Annotated in this window: 12 protein-coding genes; 1 reads left to right on the top strand and 11 read right to left on the bottom strand. The window is 72.8% G+C overall.

Going from position 1 to position 15,376, the window contains the following annotated elements; genetic code table 11:
* Nucleotides 1-118: 118 nt before the first annotated feature.
* Nucleotides 119-3,502 (bottom strand): CARDB domain-containing protein, encoded by a 3,384-nt coding sequence (locus IH50_RS0125475; protein ID WP_030866758.1) that lies wholly within the window; start codon nucleotides 3,500-3,502, stop codon nucleotides 119-121.
* Nucleotides 3,503-3,809: 307 nt separating this feature from the next.
* On the opposite strand from IH50_RS0125475, the gene IH50_RS0125470 reads away from it, so the two are divergent.
* Nucleotides 3,810-4,589 carry a hypothetical protein gene (locus tag IH50_RS0125470; protein WP_030866756.1) on the top strand — a complete coding sequence of 260 codons (780 nt, stop codon included), beginning with the start codon at nucleotides 3,810-3,812 and terminating at the stop codon, nucleotides 4,587-4,589.
* Nucleotides 4,590-4,604: 15 nt separating this feature from the next.
* On the opposite strand, the gene IH50_RS0125465 is transcribed toward IH50_RS0125470, so the two are convergent.
* From IH50_RS0125465 to IH50_RS0125420, 10 genes are all read right to left on the bottom strand, one after another.
* Nucleotides 4,605-6,503, bottom strand: a complete 1,899-nt coding sequence (locus IH50_RS0125465) for a DUF2264 domain-containing protein (protein ID WP_030866754.1) — start codon at nucleotides 6,501-6,503, stop codon at nucleotides 4,605-4,607.
* Nucleotides 6,500-7,525, bottom strand: coding sequence for a hydroxyacid dehydrogenase (locus IH50_RS0125460; RefSeq protein WP_030866752.1), 1,026 nt, complete (start codon nucleotides 7,523-7,525; stop codon nucleotides 6,500-6,502). The genes IH50_RS0125465 and IH50_RS0125460 overlap by 4 nt, the downstream gene beginning before the upstream one ends.
* Nucleotides 7,526-7,556: 31 nt before the next feature.
* On the bottom strand, nucleotides 7,557-8,420 hold the full coding sequence (locus IH50_RS0125455; RefSeq protein ID WP_030866749.1) for a carbohydrate ABC transporter permease: 864 nt from the start codon (nucleotides 8,418-8,420) through the stop codon (nucleotides 7,557-7,559).
* A complete protein-coding gene (locus IH50_RS0125450) occupies nucleotides 8,417-9,406 on the bottom strand; it encodes a carbohydrate ABC transporter permease (RefSeq protein ID WP_030866747.1) in 990 nt (329 codons plus the stop codon). Before IH50_RS0125450 ends, IH50_RS0125455 begins: the two co-directional genes overlap by 4 nt.
* A gap of 25 nt (nucleotides 9,407-9,431) precedes the next feature.
* Entirely contained in the window at nucleotides 9,432-10,763 is a 1,332-nt protein-coding gene (locus tag IH50_RS0125445) for an ABC transporter substrate-binding protein (protein ID WP_030866744.1), read from the bottom strand.
* Nucleotides 10,764-10,925: 162 nt separating this feature from the next.
* Nucleotides 10,926-12,026, bottom strand: coding sequence for a substrate-binding domain-containing protein (locus IH50_RS0125440; RefSeq protein WP_030866742.1), 1,101 nt, complete (start codon nucleotides 12,024-12,026; stop codon nucleotides 10,926-10,928).
* 179 nt (nucleotides 12,027-12,205) lie between these two features.
* The gene (locus IH50_RS0125435) at nucleotides 12,206-13,003 is read right to left on the bottom strand and encodes a hypothetical protein (RefSeq protein ID WP_030866740.1); all 798 of its coding nucleotides are present in this window, start codon (nucleotides 13,001-13,003) and stop codon (nucleotides 12,206-12,208) included.
* Nucleotides 13,000-14,265, bottom strand: a complete 1,266-nt coding sequence (locus IH50_RS0125430) for a glycosyltransferase family 4 protein (RefSeq protein ID WP_030866737.1) — start codon at nucleotides 14,263-14,265, stop codon at nucleotides 13,000-13,002. The genes IH50_RS0125435 and IH50_RS0125430 overlap by 4 nt, the downstream gene beginning before the upstream one ends.
* A 64-nt stretch (nucleotides 14,266-14,329) precedes the next feature.
* Entirely contained in the window at nucleotides 14,330-14,740 is a 411-nt protein-coding gene (locus IH50_RS0125425) for a hypothetical protein (RefSeq protein WP_030866735.1), read from the bottom strand.
* Between the two features lie 90 nt (nucleotides 14,741-14,830).
* Nucleotides 14,831-15,346, bottom strand: a complete 516-nt coding sequence (locus IH50_RS0125420) for a MarR family winged helix-turn-helix transcriptional regulator (protein WP_030866732.1) — start codon at nucleotides 15,344-15,346, stop codon at nucleotides 14,831-14,833.
* Nucleotides 15,347-15,376: the final 30 nt, after the last annotated feature.

The following is a 15,376-nucleotide window of genomic DNA, read 5'->3' as shown; positions in this document are numbered from 1 at the left end:
CCGAAGTCCCCCATCTGCGCTGCCCGGGAGGAGCGCGGGAGGGGGGCCGTCCGGGTGACGGGCCCGCACTCCGAGTGGAGTACGGGCCCGCCGGACGGAGTGGCGCGCGGGGCCGGCGCTACCGGTTGATCACGAACTGCGAACCGGGTTCGATCAGCACGTCCCCTTCGGCCGAACCGGTGATGGTGACGTCCGTCAGGGTGGCGCTGCCGCGGGCGCCGCTCATGGCGAGGATGCCGGACCCGTTGTTGGACCTGTCGATGGTGACGTCGGTGATCCGGGCGTCCGGCACCGCTCCCCCGCCCGTCTTGAACTGGATGCCGTCGTAGGTGGAGTCGTGGATGTCGGTGTCGCGGATGACCACGCCGGGGATGTCCGGCCCCTGGGCGAACAGGGTGATCGCCCCGAACTCCTGGTCCTCGTTCCAGAAGGCGCCGCCGGCGCGGTACAGGCCGTTGTCGGCGATGAGGGTCCGTCCGGAGAAGGGCAGCGGGTCGTGGTCGGTCGCCAGCATGATGCCGGGGTAGTTCATCGTGTCGTACACGAGGTTGCTCTCGACGGTGTTGCCGTAGCCGCCGTAGACCGCGATGCCGTTGGCGCGCCAGGGCAGTTGGACGGTGTTGTTGCGGAAGTGGTTGTCATGGCCGATGTCGACCGACGGGTCCTTGACGTACTTGCTGGCCCACACCGCGAGCGCGTCGTCGCCGGTGTTGCGGAACGACGAGTTCTCCACCTCGGAATTACGTGTTCCGTTGGCGAGGTTGATGCCGTCCGCGTAGGTGTTGCGGATCCGCATGCCGCTGAATCGCAGTCCGTCGGCCGGACCCCACAGCTCGGGGATGTTGCTGTGGTCGCGGCCCACCCAGACACCGACGTTGGCGTGTTCGATCCACACATTACTGATCTTCGTGTTCTTGCCGAACCGGCCGTTGAGGCCGACCCCGCCCTCGGCTCCGCCGTCGCCGCCGCGGATGGTGCCCGAGCCGAAGATCGCGATGTCCGAGATCGTGGTGTTGTCGTCGATGTCGAAGCCGAAGTTGCCCTCGTGGGGGTGGTTGATGCCGCCCGCCTGGTGCGGGGGTGTCAGCGTGTGGAGCTGGGAGTGCCACATGCCGGCGCCCCTGATGGTGACGTCGCGGATGCCGACCTGGTTGTACTGGCCGCGGTTGAGCGGGTCGTCGGTGAGGATCTTCTGTTCCTGGCGCCACTGGCCCGGCGGGATCCAGACACAGCCGATCTGTCCGTTCTGGTCGGCGGTCACGGCGCGCTGGAGGGCGTCGGTGTCGTCGATGCCGTCGTTGGGCACGGCGCCGTACTCGGTGATGGGGACGCATCCGGCGGGCTTCTCGGCGGGCGGGGCCACCTGCTCCAGGTCGACCAGGTCGACGACGTAGAAGGCGGCGGTGTCGCCGGCGTCGCGCTGGAGCCGGAAGACGGTGCCCGCCGGGTAGGTCGCGTCGAGCAGCGCGTGGGACTCGTCGAACAGGCGGCGGGCGTCGCCGCCGGGGGTGTTGGTGAGTCCCTCGGGGTCGTCGGTGGTGCCGTACAGCCAGCTGTGCTTGGAGCTGAGGCCGATCTTCCGCACGAACTCGCCGTCGGCGTAGAGGCTGAGGGTGGCTTCGGTGCCGCCGCCCGCGGGGGCGTCGGGGACCGAGTTGCGTACGACGACCGAGTTGGTCGGGCCGCTGGAGGTGAACTGGACGTACTGGCCGGTGGAGTCGAGGCGGACCGACTCGCGTCCGGAGGACTCGGTGGCGAAGTTGGTGTGGCCGAAGGTCCGCTTGGCGTCGGCGGTGAGGAGGGTGCCCCGGTAGGTGCCGTCCTCGGCCTCGTACTCGGTGTACGGCACGGCGGCGCCGCGGCCGACCACGATCGGGCGGGTGAGGATGTTGTTGTTCTCGTCGGTCTCGTCGACGGTGTCCATGGCGTCCGCGGTGGCGGTGAGGATGCTCGCGCCGCCGGTGGCGGTCCAGGTGCCGCTGACGCGGACCTCGGCGGTGGCGCCGGCGGCGAGGGTGCCGGCGGTGCCATCGAGGGCCCTGTCGCCGACGGCGAGACGGGTCACGGAGCCGGCAAGGGCCGCGGCGGTGCCCCGGTTGTGCACGGAGACGGTGAAGGAGACCGGCGCGCCCGTGGCGGGGCTCGCCGGGTCGGTTCCGATGCCGGTCACCTCCAGATCGGGGCCCGGGCTCTGCGCGACGGTCAGTTCGCCGGTCGCGGTACGGCTGTTGTTGGTGTCGTCCTGCTCGGGGACGGTGTCCGTGGGGTCGACCACGGCGGACACGGTGTAACTGCCCCGGGCGCGCCGGCCCACGTCCACGGAGACGGTCGTGGAGGCGCCCGCGGCGAGCGCGCCGACGGGGGCGCTGCCCGCGACGGTGCCTTCCAGGCTGACGTCGAGGGTGGCGGCGGCGGACGCGGCCGACCCGGCGTTGCGTACGGTCGCGCGCACGGTGACGGCGTCCGTCTCGGTGGGGGACGCCGGTGTCCAGGTGAGGTCGGAGACGACCAGGTCCGGGTGGGGTGCGGCGGTGCCCATGACCTGCAACTCGGCGACCTGGGCGCCGTATCCGGCGGAGTTGTGGGTGAAGTCCAGCCGTACGTCGGCGTAGCGGCCGGTGACCGGGATGGTGACGGTGTTGCCGCCGGTGCCGGGGTCGAAGGTGTAGTCGGCGCGGGCCTTCAGCGAGGTGAAGCCGTCCGACGCCTGTCGCCTGCCCAGGACTTCGATGCTCTGGGTGCGTTTCGCCCAGGCGGCGTCGGGGTTGAGTTTGACGACGACACCGGTGAGGTCCGCGTCGGCGCCCAGTTCGACCGTGAGGGTGGCGGGGTGGCCGTCGGACTCCCAGTAGGTGCCCACCTGACCGTCGTTGGCGTGGGGCGCCACGAACGAGTGAATCGTGGAGGAGGCTTCGATCGGCTTGCCGAGCGCCAGATCGGTGCCGTCGGCCGGTGGTTCCTCCGGATCGCCGCCGTCGTCGTCGCCGTAGACCTCGATCTCCGACAACTGGGCCGCGTTCCAGCCGGTGTTGGCGCTCACCCGGACGCGGACGTGGCGCACGTCGCGGGCGGGGAAGTCCACGGTGACCGTGTTGCCGCCGTCGGGGTCGAAGCGGTGGGCGGCGGAACCGGACAGCGCGGTGAAGGAGGAGCCGTCGGTGCTGCCCTCGACGGAGAGGGTCTGGGTACGGACCTCCCAGCCGGTGGGCAGCTTGAGGACGACCTGCCCGGCCTCGACGGTGCCGCCCAGGTCGACGCGGATCCACTGCGGGAAGGCCCCCGCCGGGCCCTCCCAGTAGCTCAGTTGGCTGCCGTCGGTCACGTGGGCGGCGGGGTAGCCGGCGTGGGAGCCGCCGGCCGTGGCGCTCTTGCCGAGCGCCATGTTGGGGCCACGGACCGCCGTCGACGCGGCGGCGGCCGTACCGGGCGGGAGGCCGACGGCGACCAGGCCGGCCAGGAGCAGGCCGGTGATCGTCCGCAGGCCGAAACGCTTACGTCTCATGAAGTCCTCGTTCCGCGGCGGGTGCTCGGGCGGGTGGCCGGCCAGGCAGTCGGTGCTCCTGCCATGGATCGCCATGGACAAGTACGGCTTTTGCGTTGAGGAGTTGATTTCTTGCGGCTTCCGGATTGAAGTTTCCGGCTCGCATCTCTCTTGTCAATGGCGTGCGCACCACGTTCCTCAAGTCCGGGCCGTCCCTCGTGCCGCGTGGGAACGTCAACCGGGGACCGCGCAGAAGAAACGGTCAACCGTGCTCGGCCGTACCATGGCTGGCCACCGAGGGAACCAACGGGCAGAAAGGGGCACCGCCATGTCCGAGAACTCGACCGCGGCCACCGACCTCACCTCGCAGTACTCCGCTCAGGTCGCGGGTGATCTGGAGCGCAACGTCAAGGAGCAGGAGCGGGTCACCGCGGAGATCGCCGCGCTGCAGGAGCAGTTGGCCGTGCTTCAGCACGACCACACCGTGCTGGTGAACATGCGGCAGGCACTGGGGCTCGTCCAGACGCCCGCCGAGACCGTGGGCACGTCGCGGCCGGCGGACGTGCCGGAGGGCGTGGGCGCGCCGGAGGCCGCCGCGGTGCCGGACGGTGCGACCGTGCCGGCGCCGCGCGGCAAGGGGGGCGCCACGTCCGGTACCGCGTCGCAGGCCACACCGGTCACCGGGCCGGGCGCGGAGAAGCCGAAGCGGGCGAGGAGGACGGCCGCCGCGCGCGCCGCGTCGGGTAAGCCCGCCGCGTCGGGGAAGTCCGCCACGTCCGGGAAGTCCACCGCGTCGGGGAAGTCCACCGCGTCCGGGAAGTCCACGCGCAAGCCGCCCGCCGCGAAGGCGGACGGGCCCAAGCTGGTCGAGCTCGTCCGCCGGCACCTGGAGGAGCAGCGCGAGCCCCGCTCGGCGGCGGAGATCGCCGGCGCGCTCGGACAGGCCCACCCCGAGCGCGCCGTCAAGACCACGGTCGTGCGCAGCACCCTGGAGGGCCTGGTCGCCCGCAACCAGGCCCAGCGCACCAAGCAGGGTTCGTCGGTCTTCTACACCACGCCCGACAGCACCGGGCAGGCCCCGAAGGCCGGGGACGACGCGCGGTCCTGACGTCGCCTCGGCCGTTCACCGCTCCGTGTGGCGCACCTCCACCGGCTCGAAGGCGATCCGGGTACGGGCCGTGCCGCCGGCCCAGACGACCTCGGCCGTCCCGCCGTCCACCCGGACCTCCTCGACGGCCTCCGACAGGGGCGCGGCGTCCGGGTCCGCCGTGAGGGAGGCCAGGGCGATGTGCACGGAGGTGCCCGCGCACTTGCCGGTGAGGCGCGGGACGTGGGCCCAGCGGGTCCAGGCCGTGCCCTGGGGTGCGCGGACCGGGGCGGGGGACGGGTCGTCCCAGCCGTACAGGCCGTACAGGGCGGAGGTCAGCGGCTCCTCGGGGCCGGTGGCCCAGCCGGTGTGGGTGACACGGGCTCCCTCCGGCGCCCCCACGACGCGGTGCACGCGCAGCTCGTGGCGGCCGCGCGCCACCGTCACGCTCTCCACCCGCAGGCCCGGGACCATCGGCGGACCTCCGGTGAACACGGGGCGGTGCCACGAGGCCGCCCAGCCCCAGCCGTCGCCGTGTCCCGCGCCCAGGGGGTGGATACGGCGGCGCACACTGGGCCGGCCGCCGGTCTCCACCGACAGGTGGTTGTCGGCGACGTTGCCGGGTGCGGTGGGGCCGGTGCGGGTGGAGTAGGCCTGGCGTCCGTAGTGCGGGTCGTCCCCGTCCGCCGTCTCGCCCTCGTGCGGGCGCACGTGGTCGCTGCCGTGGTTGTGCAGCCGTACGATCCCGTCGGCGCGGGTCGCCTGGACGAGCAGTCCCGGCGCCGGCAGCGCCAGCACGCGGTCGGACTCCTCCACCGGTGCCGGCTCCTCGCGGGCCGTCCAGAACGCGTGGCCGGCGGGGGCGAGCAGGGCGACGAAGGCCTTCGACGCCCAGTACGGTGACGCCGGGCCGGAGTAGCCCTGCAGACTGGCCTCGTGCGGGCCGTACCAGCCCAGGCTCAGCAGGCCGTCGGCGGTCAGCGCGCCCCGGTCCAGGAAGTGGCGCAGGCTGCCGCTGGCGATGCGCCGGGAGGCGCCCGGGGCCAGCGGGGTGTGGCCGGTGACGGCGCCCAGCGCGACGGCCGCCGAGGCGGCGAAGCGGTACGTCAGCGACCGGCCGAAGTGCAGCGGCGCCCCGTCCGCGCCGGACATCAGGGCGTAGCCCTCCAGATGGGCGCGCAGCCGTGCGCCGTGGAGGGCCGACGCCTCCTCGTCGCCCGCGAGATGGGCGTCGAGGACCGGGTACAGGTGCAGGGCCCAGCCGTTGTAGTGGTCGAAGGCGCGTCCGTCCCCGTCGGCGTACCAGCCGTCGCCCCGGTACCAGCCCTCCAGCAGGTCCAGCGCCCGCCGCCGGGCCGCCGCCGTCTCGGCGTCGCCGCGTCCGACGGACTCCAGGAACCCGGCGACCGTGTACGGGAAGAGGTACCAGTTGTTGGGTGCCGGGGTGTGCCGCAGCGCGCCCCGCAGCCATTCCTCCGCGCGGTCCTGCACACCGGGGTCGAGCCGCTTCCACAGCCAGGGCGCGGTCAGCCGCAGGCCGAGCGCGACGGACGCCGACTCGACCATGGGCTGGCCCTGCACGTCGTGGTCGAGGATCAGCGGCCAGGACTCGGTGTCGTCACGGCCGGGGGTGCGGGTGCCGGCGGCGAGTCCGCTCGCGTACCGCTCCAGCAGTCCGTGCGGATCGTCCCCGTCCGCGCCCGCGACACGGAAGGCGGCGGCGAGGAACGTCCTGGCGTAGCCCTCGAGTCCGTCGGAACGCACTCCCGAGCGGGAGGGGCGTCCCGGCAGGTCCAGCAGCGCGCAGCCGGGGGTGCTCCAGCGCCAGGCCGCCGCGAGGAGCCCGTCGGCCACGGCCTCCCAGTGGGCGCGGGTGTAGCCGGTACGGGGGCTGAGATCGTGGTCGTCGGCGGGCAGTTCGAAGGGGGTGCTCATGCCAGGAAGGCCAGCCTTTCGCGTCGTACGGGGTGGAGGAAGCCCTCGCCGGAGGTCCAGCGCGCAATCTCGGAGAGGGCGAGATCGGCCAGCCGGCGCCACTCGTTGCCCTGGGAGCCGGCGAGGTGGGGGGTGAGGAGGACGTTGTCGCACTCCCACAACGGGTGCTCGGGCGGCAGGACTTCGGGGTCGGTCACGTCGAGCACGGCGCGGACGCGGCCGGCCAGCGCGGCGTCGGCGAGCGCGTCCTGGTCGACGATCGCGCCGCGCGCGGTGTTGATCAGTACGGCGCCGGGGCGCATGGAGCCGATCAGTTCGCCGCTGACCAGTCCGCGGGTCTCGGGCAGCAGCGGGGTGTGCACGCTCACGGTGTCGCTGCGCCGGAACAGTTCGGTCAGGCCGACGCGTTCCACGCCGAGTTCCCTCGCCCCGGCCTCGTCGACGAACGGGTCGTACAGCAGCACGTCGACGTCGTGCGGGCGCAGCAGGCCGATGACCCGGCGGCCGATGAGGGAGGCGGACAGGATGCCGACGGTACGGCGGTGGTTGCCGACCGAGCGGGAGGTGCGCAGCCAGTCCGGCCGGGTGCGCGAGGCGCGGTAGTCGCGCGCGCTCTCCAGGACCTGTTTCCCGGTGAGCAGGATCATGGCGAGGGTGTACTCGGCGACCGGGACGGCGTTGGCCGCGGCGGCGGAGGACACCTCGATGCCGCGTTCCCAGCAGGCGTCGGTGACATGGCCGCGTACGCTGCCCGCGGTGTGCACGACGGCCCGCAGCCGGGGCGCCGCCCGCAGCACGTCGGCGTCCAGGGGCGGGCAGCCCCAGCCGGTGACCAGCAGCTCGACGCCTTCGAGCACGGTGCGGGCGCGGGGTGTGGTCAGGTCGTCCAGGACCGGGAGCGGTGCGAGGTCGCACAGCGCGGCGAGGGCCGTGAGCGACTCGTCGTCGAGGACGGCCGAGGCGACGTCCGGGGACATGGCCAGTGCGGCGCGGGGGCGGGGGCCGGGCGTGGGCTCGGTCATGGTGACGGCGGAACTCCTTGTGCGGGCGGGGTCACTTCACGGCGCCGGCGGTCAGGCCGCTGCGCCAGAAGCGCTGGAGCAGGGTGAAGGCGAGGATGAGCGGCAGCACGGCGAGCAGGGACCCCATGATGACGACGGGGTAGTACTCCGGCGAGACGGACGCGGAGCTGTTCCACTGGTACAGGCCGAGGCTGACGGGATACAGGTCCTGGTCGGACAGCATCACCATGGGCAGGAAGAAGTTGTTCCAGATCGCGGTGAGCTGGAAGAGGAAGACGGTGACCAGGCCGGGTCCGAGCATCCTGAACGCCACCCGGGCGTAGGTGGTCAGCTCGCCGGCGCCGTCCACCCGCGCCGCCTCCAGCACCTCGTCGGGCACGTATCCCCGCGCGAAGACGCGGCCGAGGTAGACGCCGAAGGGGTTGAACAGCACCGGGACGAACACCGCCCAGAAGGTGTTGACCAGGCCGGCCTCGGAGGCCATCAGGTACAGCGGCAGCGCGAGCACCGTCTGCGGCACCATGACCGCCGCGAGGACCAGGCCGAACAGCTTCTCCTTGTGTCGGAAGCGGTACTTGTCGAAGGCGTAGCCGCAGGCGACGCTCACCAGCGCGCCGAGGGCGGCGCCGAGGACCGCGTACAGCAGGCTGTTGACGTACCAGCGGCCGTACAGCCCGCCGTCCATGGCGAACAGGTCCTTCAGGTTCCGCAGGAAGGAGAAGTCACTCAGGGAGAGCAGGTCGCTGCCGAACAGCGCGTCGCGGTTCTTCGTGGCGGCCAGTACCAGCCACAGCACCGGCAGCAGCGTGTAGAGGACGGAGACGGCGACGACCGCGTTGACGGTGGCGCGGCCCAGCAGCCCCGGGCGGAGCGGGGAGCTGTCGGTGGCGCTCATCGGGCCTCCTCCGGGGCGTCGGCGCGGCTGGTGAAGCGGGTGACGCCGTAGGACAGGGCGATGGTGCAGACGAGCAGGACGACCGAGGCGGCCGCCGCGAGGCTGTAGTTGTTGCGGGTGAAGGCCGCGTCGTAGATGTACATGCTCGGCGAGAACCGCGAGTTGATCATCGGGGAGGACTGGCTGAGCAGCATGGGCTCGGTGAAGAGCTGGAGCGCCCAGATCAGGGTGAAGATCGCGACCATGACGACGGAGGCGCGCACCAGGGGCGTCTTGACCTGGAGCGCGGTGCGCACCGGTCCCGCGCCGTCCACCACGGAGGCCTCGATCACCTCGCGGGGCACGGCCTGCAGGGCGGCGTAGAAGACCACCATGTTGTAGCCGAGGTTGCTCCACAGGGCGATGTTCACGATGGACGGGATCACCGTGTGGATGCCGAGGAAGTCGAGGGTGATGTCGCCCCGGGCGAACAGTTCGATGACCGGGCTGATGCCGGGCGTGTAGAGGTACAGCCAGATCAGGGCCGCGATGATGCCGGGCACCGCGTGCGGCAGGAACAGGCCGAGCTGGGCGAAGGCGCGCAGCCTCACCACTCCGGAGTCCAGCAGCAGGGCGAGCGCGAGCGCGCCGGCGACCATGAGCGGGATGTAGATCAGGCAGTACAGGGCGACGGTGCCGAGCCCGCTCAGGAAGGTGGGGTCGGTCAGGACGGCGGCGTAGGAGCGCAGGCCTACGAAGACGGTGCGCTCGGGGCCGAAGCCGAGGCCGGGCTGGTCGTCGCTGTAGAAGCTGAGGTGGACGGCCGTGCCGACGGGGATCAGGAAGACGGTGACCAGCAGGGCGAAGAACGGTGTCATCAGGACGCCCGCGGCGGTCAGTTGACGGCGCCTGGCCGCTCTGCGGGCACGCCGGCCCGACGCGGAGGGGGCCGGGGCGCCGGCGCGGGAAGCGCCGGCCGGCACCCGGGCGGGGGTGGTCGTGGTCATGGGGTGTCACCTGCCTTTCGTCGGCTCAGGTGCTGTGCTGGGTGGTGGACAGGCCCAGGGCCTTGAGGTCGGGCATGGTGCCCTCCTGGGCGGTGCGCAGGGACTCGACGAGGGTGCCCTGGCCGCCGCCGACGCGGGCGAAGGAGTCCTGCATGACCTTCTGCGTCGCGCTCATCCGCGGTCCCCAGAGCCAGTTCCCGCCGATCTTCCCGGCCTCCTGCTCGAACAGGGTGTAGATGTCCTGCCCGTCGTAGTACGACCGGTCGAAGGCGTCCCGGCCCACGGAGACCAGGCCGGGTGCGGCCGGGTACTGGCTGCTGGTGCCGCTGGAGAGGCGGGCGCGCAGGGCGTCGGGGTGGGAGACCTGCCACTCGATGAACTCCATGGCGGCCTCGGGGTGCCGGCTGTCCTTGGTGATCGCGAAGGTCGAGCCGCCGTGCGTGCCGACGGAGGGGTTGCCGGTGTCCCACTGCGGCAGCGGTGCGATCCGCCACTGCCCCTTCTGGCCGGGCCGCGCGTTCATCTGCGCGCCGGCGTCCCAGGCGCCGCTGAGCCGGGTGAGGACCAGACCGTCTCCGATCTGGGCGTCGGACTGCCGGCTCTCGACGGCGTTGACGAAGACGTCGTCGCGGTCGATGAGTTGCTGCCAGTAGGCGGCGACCTTCCGGGAGGGCGCGTCGGCGAGGGAGACGTTCCAGGCGCCGCCCGAGGTGTCGAACCACCGGGCGCCGGCCTGCCAGGCGTACGCGGCGAACTGGGTCATGCCGTCGGTGGGGAACAGCACCAGCCGCCGGCCGGGGGCTTCGCGGCGGACGGTCGCGGCCTGCTCGGCGAACTCGTCCCAGGTGCGGGCGGCCTTCAGTCCGTACCGGTCGAACAGGTCGGCGCGGTAGTGCATCACCATCGGCTCGACGTCCAGCGGCACGCTGAACACCCGGCCCTCGAAGGTGGTCAGCCCGAGCGCCTGCGGCAGCAGCTTGCGGCGCAGGCGCTCGCCGACCAGGTCGGTGATGTCGCGGGCGACGCCGTCGATGGCGTACCCGGGGACCTGCGGATACTCGATGGTGGCGACGTCGGGCGCGTTGCCGGCCCGGGCGGCGTTGCTGAGCTTGGCGTAGCCGCCCTGCCCGCCGGAGGGGATCTGCTGGAACTCCACCCGGACGGTCCGGTGGGTGCGGTTGAACGCGTCGACCACTTCCTGGCTGCCGCGCAGGGCGGACCAGAAGGTGATGCGCGTGGTGGAGCCCGTGCGCGCCGACGAGGCACCGTTGTCTCCGCTGCAGGCGCTCACGGCTCCTGTCAGGGGTACGGCGGCCGTCGCGGCGAGCACGGACCGGCGGCTGGGTCGTCCGGGCATGGCGCCTCCCGCGGCTCCTGCGTGTCGGGGGACACGGCTGTTCGGGACACGGGAATCCTCAACGCTTCACGGCAAACGGTCAATAGACCGATCAGAAGAAAATGAAACGTTCAAACGCTCATCACGTTCACGCGTCCACCGCACTCAGCGCGTTCACCGCGTTCATCCGGTGACGCCGCTCCACGCCCGGGTGGATCCGCGCACGCTCAGCGTCGGCAGCAGCTCCGTCCGCCGCACCGGTCCCCCGCCGCCGCGCGGGGTGCCGAGCCGCTGGAGCAGCAGCTCGGCCGCGGCCCGTCCGACCTCGGCCTTGGGCGGGGCGACGGCCGTCAGCGGTGTGGTACCGAGTCCGGCCACCACGTCGTCGTACGCCACGACCGAGCAGTCCTCCGGCACCCGTACGCCGTTGTCCGCGAGCCGCTGGACGAGCATCAGCGCGTCCACGTCCCCGTGCAGCACCGCCGCCGTGGCCCCCGTCTTGCGCAGCAGCGCGGACAGGTCCGCCGTCTCCTGTTCCGTGTACGGCCCGTCCTGGCCGGCCTCCGGGGCGCACAGCGTCCACGCCCACTCCTCCACCAGCGGATGCGCGTCGGCGATGCGGGCGCACGCGGCGCGCAGGGTGCGCGCGGTGGGGCTGTCGTCGCGGGTGGCGAACACGATCCGCCGGTGGCCGAGCCCCACCAGGTGCTGCACGGCGAGGTGGACGCCGTAGGCGTGGTCGGAGCAGACCGAGTCCATCGCGTGCAGCGCGCCGCCCGGCCGGGGGCGCCGCTCCATCAGCACCGCGGGCACGTCCAGCGCGGCGAGCCAGCCGTAGTCGCCCTCCTCGTCGGCCCGGGTGCGCCAGCGCGGGGCGAGCAGCAGGCCCGTGGCGCCGTCCGCGAGGGCCCGCTCCACCAGCGGCCGTTCGGCGCCCGCCACCTGCGGCGCGATGTGCAGCGCGATCCGCTTCCCGGCCGTCTCCAGCACCGAGCGGGCGCCGTGCAGCGACTCGTACAGGTAGCTGTGGCGCTCCGGGACGACGACGGCCACCGTGTCGCCGTCCGGCACCGGGGCCGCCGGCAGGTCCTGGGCGGCGAGGGCGGAACGCACCACGCCGTGACCGCGCCGCAGCCGGCCCTCCCGGGCCAGCTCCTCCACGTCCCGCCGCACCGTCACCACCGACACCTGGAGTTCGGCGGCGAGGTCGCTCACCCGCGCCGAACCCCGCGACTCGACGGCGGCCAGGATCCGCTGCCTCCTGAGTTCGACCGGCTCCCGCATGAGGCCCCTCCCCGTACCAGGATGTTCGTTTGAACGATACGGGCATCATAACGATCGTCACAGGCGCGGGAGTCCGCCGAGCCGCCCTCCGCGTCGGGGACGAGGACAGCGGTCCGTCGGCTGTGCGGCCCGCGGGCACTTCCGGGGCGGGACCTCGGACGGTGAGGGGGTGCGGCCGTTCAGCCGAGGGCGGTCACCTCGACGGCGAGGTCGTTGTCGACGGTGTAGTAGGGGCGCACCGCGGACCCGCCCGCCGTGACCCGCGGGTAGACGAACACCGTCTTGCGGTCCGCCACGTCGTCGAGGAGGCGGCCGACCCTGGTGAGCGGCGCGTCGGCGGCGGGGCGGAGGAAGACGTCCCAGATCCGGCTGTCGGAGGCCACGAGGTCCTCGCAGGCGATCGTGAAGGCGAAGCCGCCGTCCTCGGCCGGCCGTACGGGGACGCCGTGCAAGGTGTCCTTGGTGCCCCGCAACCGCAGCACCGCCCGGGCCCCTTCGGAGAGTTCGGCTCCGTGCAGACGGGCGCGGACCGTCATCGTCCCGTCGGTGATCTCCACGGGGCCCGCCTCCGCGTGGGCGGTGCGCAGCCAGGTCCGTATCGCGAGGAAGCCGTCCTTGGTGGTGTACGGCACCCGGACGGCCACCGGTGAGGGCCACCGGCGCGAACCGCCGTCGACGAGCGCCCGCAGGTCCCGCGGGCCGGGGCGCAGCCGCTCCCGTGCGGCGTCCGGACCGGGCAGCAGATATGTGTCCCAGCGGCCCTCCGCGAGCCGGGGCAGCGCCTCCAGCACGGCCCGGAACTCGCCGTCGGTGCCGTGGGGTTCGAGGTCGAGGGCGCGGGTCGTCTCCTCGGGCCGGCCCTTCCTGGGGCGCAGCACCAGCAGCAGCCGGGGGCGCGTGGCCGCCGGTGGCCGCAGGCGGAAGGTGATCCGGCCGTCGGCGTCGACGGAACAGTGGGTGCGCGGGGCCGTGTTCATCGGCGTCCCTTCCGTACGGTGCGCAGCGCGTTCGACGCGGCGGCGCGGGCGAGGTCGCGGGCGGCGTGGCCCCGGCTGACGAGGGTGTGCTGTCTTCCGCCGTACTCCGCCGTACCGCGCCGTCCGCCGCCGCGGGCCTCGATCGCATCCTGGAAGAGGCGCTCGGCGTGGGCGACGACCGGGCCGGGGGCGAACCGGTGCGCGTTGGCCACGGCCGCCTCGCCCATGCGGCGGCGGCGCTCGTCGTCGCGTACCAGGTCGAGGAGGGCGGCGGCGAAGGCCGCGCTGTCCCCGACCGGCACCAGCCGGCCGTCCTCGCCGTCCTTGATGATCTCGCCGGGCCCGTAGGGGCAGTCGGTGCTGACGAAGGGCAGTCCGCAGCGCATCGCCTCGACGAGGGTCATGCCGAACGGCTCGAAGTTCGAGGCCGCCACGCCGATCGAGCCCTTGACCCACTCGGCCTCCATGGGGATCGCCGCGCCCATCAGGAAGACGTTGTTCCACAGGCCGAGGCTCTCGATCAGGGCGCGCAGCCGGTCCTGTTCCTCGCCCTTGCCGTAGATGCGCAGCTGCCAGTCGGGGTGTTCGGCGGCCACCCGGGCGAACGCCTCGATGATCAGGTCGAACCGCTTGACGGGGACCAGCCGGCCGGCCGCCACCACGACCTTGGCGGTGCCGTCGGCGATGGGGAGCGTGGGGTCGGGGACGCTGTTGGGGAGGGCCTCCACCCGCACGCCGGGCAGCCGCATCTTGCGCCGGTAGGAGCCGGCGTCGGCCTCCGTGACGGTGGTGAGCACGTCGAGCCGGCGGTAGGCGCGGCGCAGCGCGGTGCGCAGCGCGGGCGGATGGTTGTCGAGGGTGAGGTGCTCCTGGCCGACGCGTACGACGCGCTCCGGGGCCTGGAGGGCGAGGTGCACGTTGAGTCCCGGCCGGGTGCCGACGACGACGTCGGCGTCGATGTCCGCCAGGCACTCGGCGATCCGCTGGTCCGTCAGTTCGCTGTACTGGTGGTGGCGGTACTCGGCGGCGGGGAACACCTTGGCGGGTCTGCCGTGCAGCGGGTGGTCCTTCTCCTTCCGCAGATCCACCAGCGCCCGCAGCCGTACCCCGGGGTGCGGGGTGAGATTGGGGTGCTCCCGGTGCCGCAACACCGAGACGATCTCCACGTCGTGCCGTTCGGCCAGTGCGGCCGCCAGGTTGAACGTGGTGGTGATCGTGCCTCCGATCCCATAGGCGTTGTGGATCAGAAAAGAGATCTTCATAGCGGTCTAGACCGCATGAGACGTTCAGGAGTTGTCTGCTGTTATCAGTTTGTTGCTTCGATGATCACTGTTGTTGAACTGCCGGATTCCCGCGCTGGATCCGCATGCCGGGCCGGCGGCGGTGGACGGTGAGGTAGGTCAGTCCCTCGGGGCCGGCGGTGAGGCTTCGGGTGGACCCGTGCGGGAGCCAGGTCAGCGCACCGGCGGAAAGGGCGCGGGGGCCGTCGGGGGCGGTGAGGGTGCCGTGGCCGGCGAGGACCAGCAGGAGGACGTCGAGGTCGGGCTCGCGGTGGGTGTCGACCCCGCGCCCGGGCGGGATGCGGACGACGTTGGCGTCGAGTTGGCGGCCCGGCTCGGCGAGCCGCCACAGGGCGCCGGCGGACGCGTCGTCGAGGGCGGCCAGGGCGGCCGTGTCGCACAGGACCCGCGGGAGCGGGAGGTCCTCGCCGGGGGTGTCGCTGCTGTCCGACGTCATGGGATGTCACCGTTCCGGGTGCGTGGACGCGCCGGCCGTCCCGGCCGCCCTTCAAATGCGAACCTAGCATGCGTATTTGGGTGGTGCCGGTCACGGCCCGCCGTCCACCGCCCACCCGAGCGGGTACGGCTGCGGTTCGCCGGCGGGGGGCTCGCCGCCGGCCTCGTTGAACGCGGTGAGGGCGCCGACCAGCGCCGCCCGCTGCGGCGGGGCCAGCCGCTCGACGATCGCGGCGATCTCGGCGCGGCGCCGCGCGGTGACGTCCTCGACCGTGTGCCGGCCCTCCTCGGTGAGCCGCAGCAGGGTCTCCCGGCGGTTGGCGGGGTTGGTCTGCCGGTCGGCCAGGCCGGCCGCGATCAGCCGGTCGACCATGCGCATCGCGGTGGACGGGGCGACGTGGAGCAGGTCGGCGAGCGTGACCAGCTTGGTGGCGCCGCGGGTGGAGAGCACCATCAGCATCCGGAACTGCGGCAGCGTCACCCGGTCCTCGACCGCGGCGAGGGAGCGCGCGGACACCGCCACCAGCAGCCGTGAGGCGGTCAGCACCGCCCGGGTGACCGCCTCGACGTCGTCCCTGGCCCCGCCGGAGGGTTCGTCCCGATGCATGGGTCCTTTGTACCTCGCGGTGCCCACCGG

The organism is Streptomyces sp. NRRL S-37, from assembly GCF_000721605.1.
GTDB lineage: Bacteria > Actinomycetota > Actinomycetes > Streptomycetales > Streptomycetaceae > Streptomyces.
The sequence above is the reverse complement of the archived record's forward strand: the minus strand, read 5'-3'. Positions and strand labels throughout refer to the sequence as shown.

Coding starts and splice junctions, on each gene's coding strand:
- IH50_RS0125475 (WP_030866758.1), bottom strand. CDS start 3,502: ATGAGACGTAAGCGTTTCGGCCTGCGGACGATCACCGGCCTGCTCCTG.
- IH50_RS0125470 (WP_030866756.1), top strand. CDS start 3,810: ATGTCCGAGAACTCGACCGCGGCCACCGACCTCACCTCGCAGTACTCC.
- IH50_RS0125465 (WP_030866754.1), bottom strand. CDS start 6,503: ATGAGCACCCCCTTCGAACTGCCCGCCGACGACCACGATCTCAGCCCC.
- IH50_RS0125460 (WP_030866752.1), bottom strand. CDS start 7,525: ATGACCGAGCCCACGCCCGGCCCCCGCCCCCGCGCCGCACTGGCCATG.
- IH50_RS0125455 (WP_030866749.1), bottom strand. CDS start 8,420: ATGAGCGCCACCGACAGCTCCCCGCTCCGCCCGGGGCTGCTGGGCCGC.
- IH50_RS0125450 (WP_030866747.1), bottom strand. CDS start 9,406: ATGACCACGACCACCCCCGCCCGGGTGCCGGCCGGCGCTTCCCGCGCC.
- IH50_RS0125445 (WP_030866744.1), bottom strand. CDS start 10,763: ATGCCCGGACGACCCAGCCGCCGGTCCGTGCTCGCCGCGACGGCCGCC.
- IH50_RS0125440 (WP_030866742.1), bottom strand. CDS start 12,026: ATGCGGGAGCCGGTCGAACTCAGGAGGCAGCGGATCCTGGCCGCCGTC.
- IH50_RS0125435 (WP_030866740.1), bottom strand. CDS start 13,003: ATGAACACGGCCCCGCGCACCCACTGTTCCGTCGACGCCGACGGCCGG.
- IH50_RS0125430 (WP_030866737.1), bottom strand. CDS start 14,265: ATGAAGATCTCTTTTCTGATCCACAACGCCTATGGGATCGGAGGCACG.
- IH50_RS0125425 (WP_030866735.1), bottom strand. CDS start 14,740: ATGACGTCGGACAGCAGCGACACCCCCGGCGAGGACCTCCCGCTCCCG.
- IH50_RS0125420 (WP_030866732.1), bottom strand. CDS start 15,346: ATGCATCGGGACGAACCCTCCGGCGGGGCCAGGGACGACGTCGAGGCG.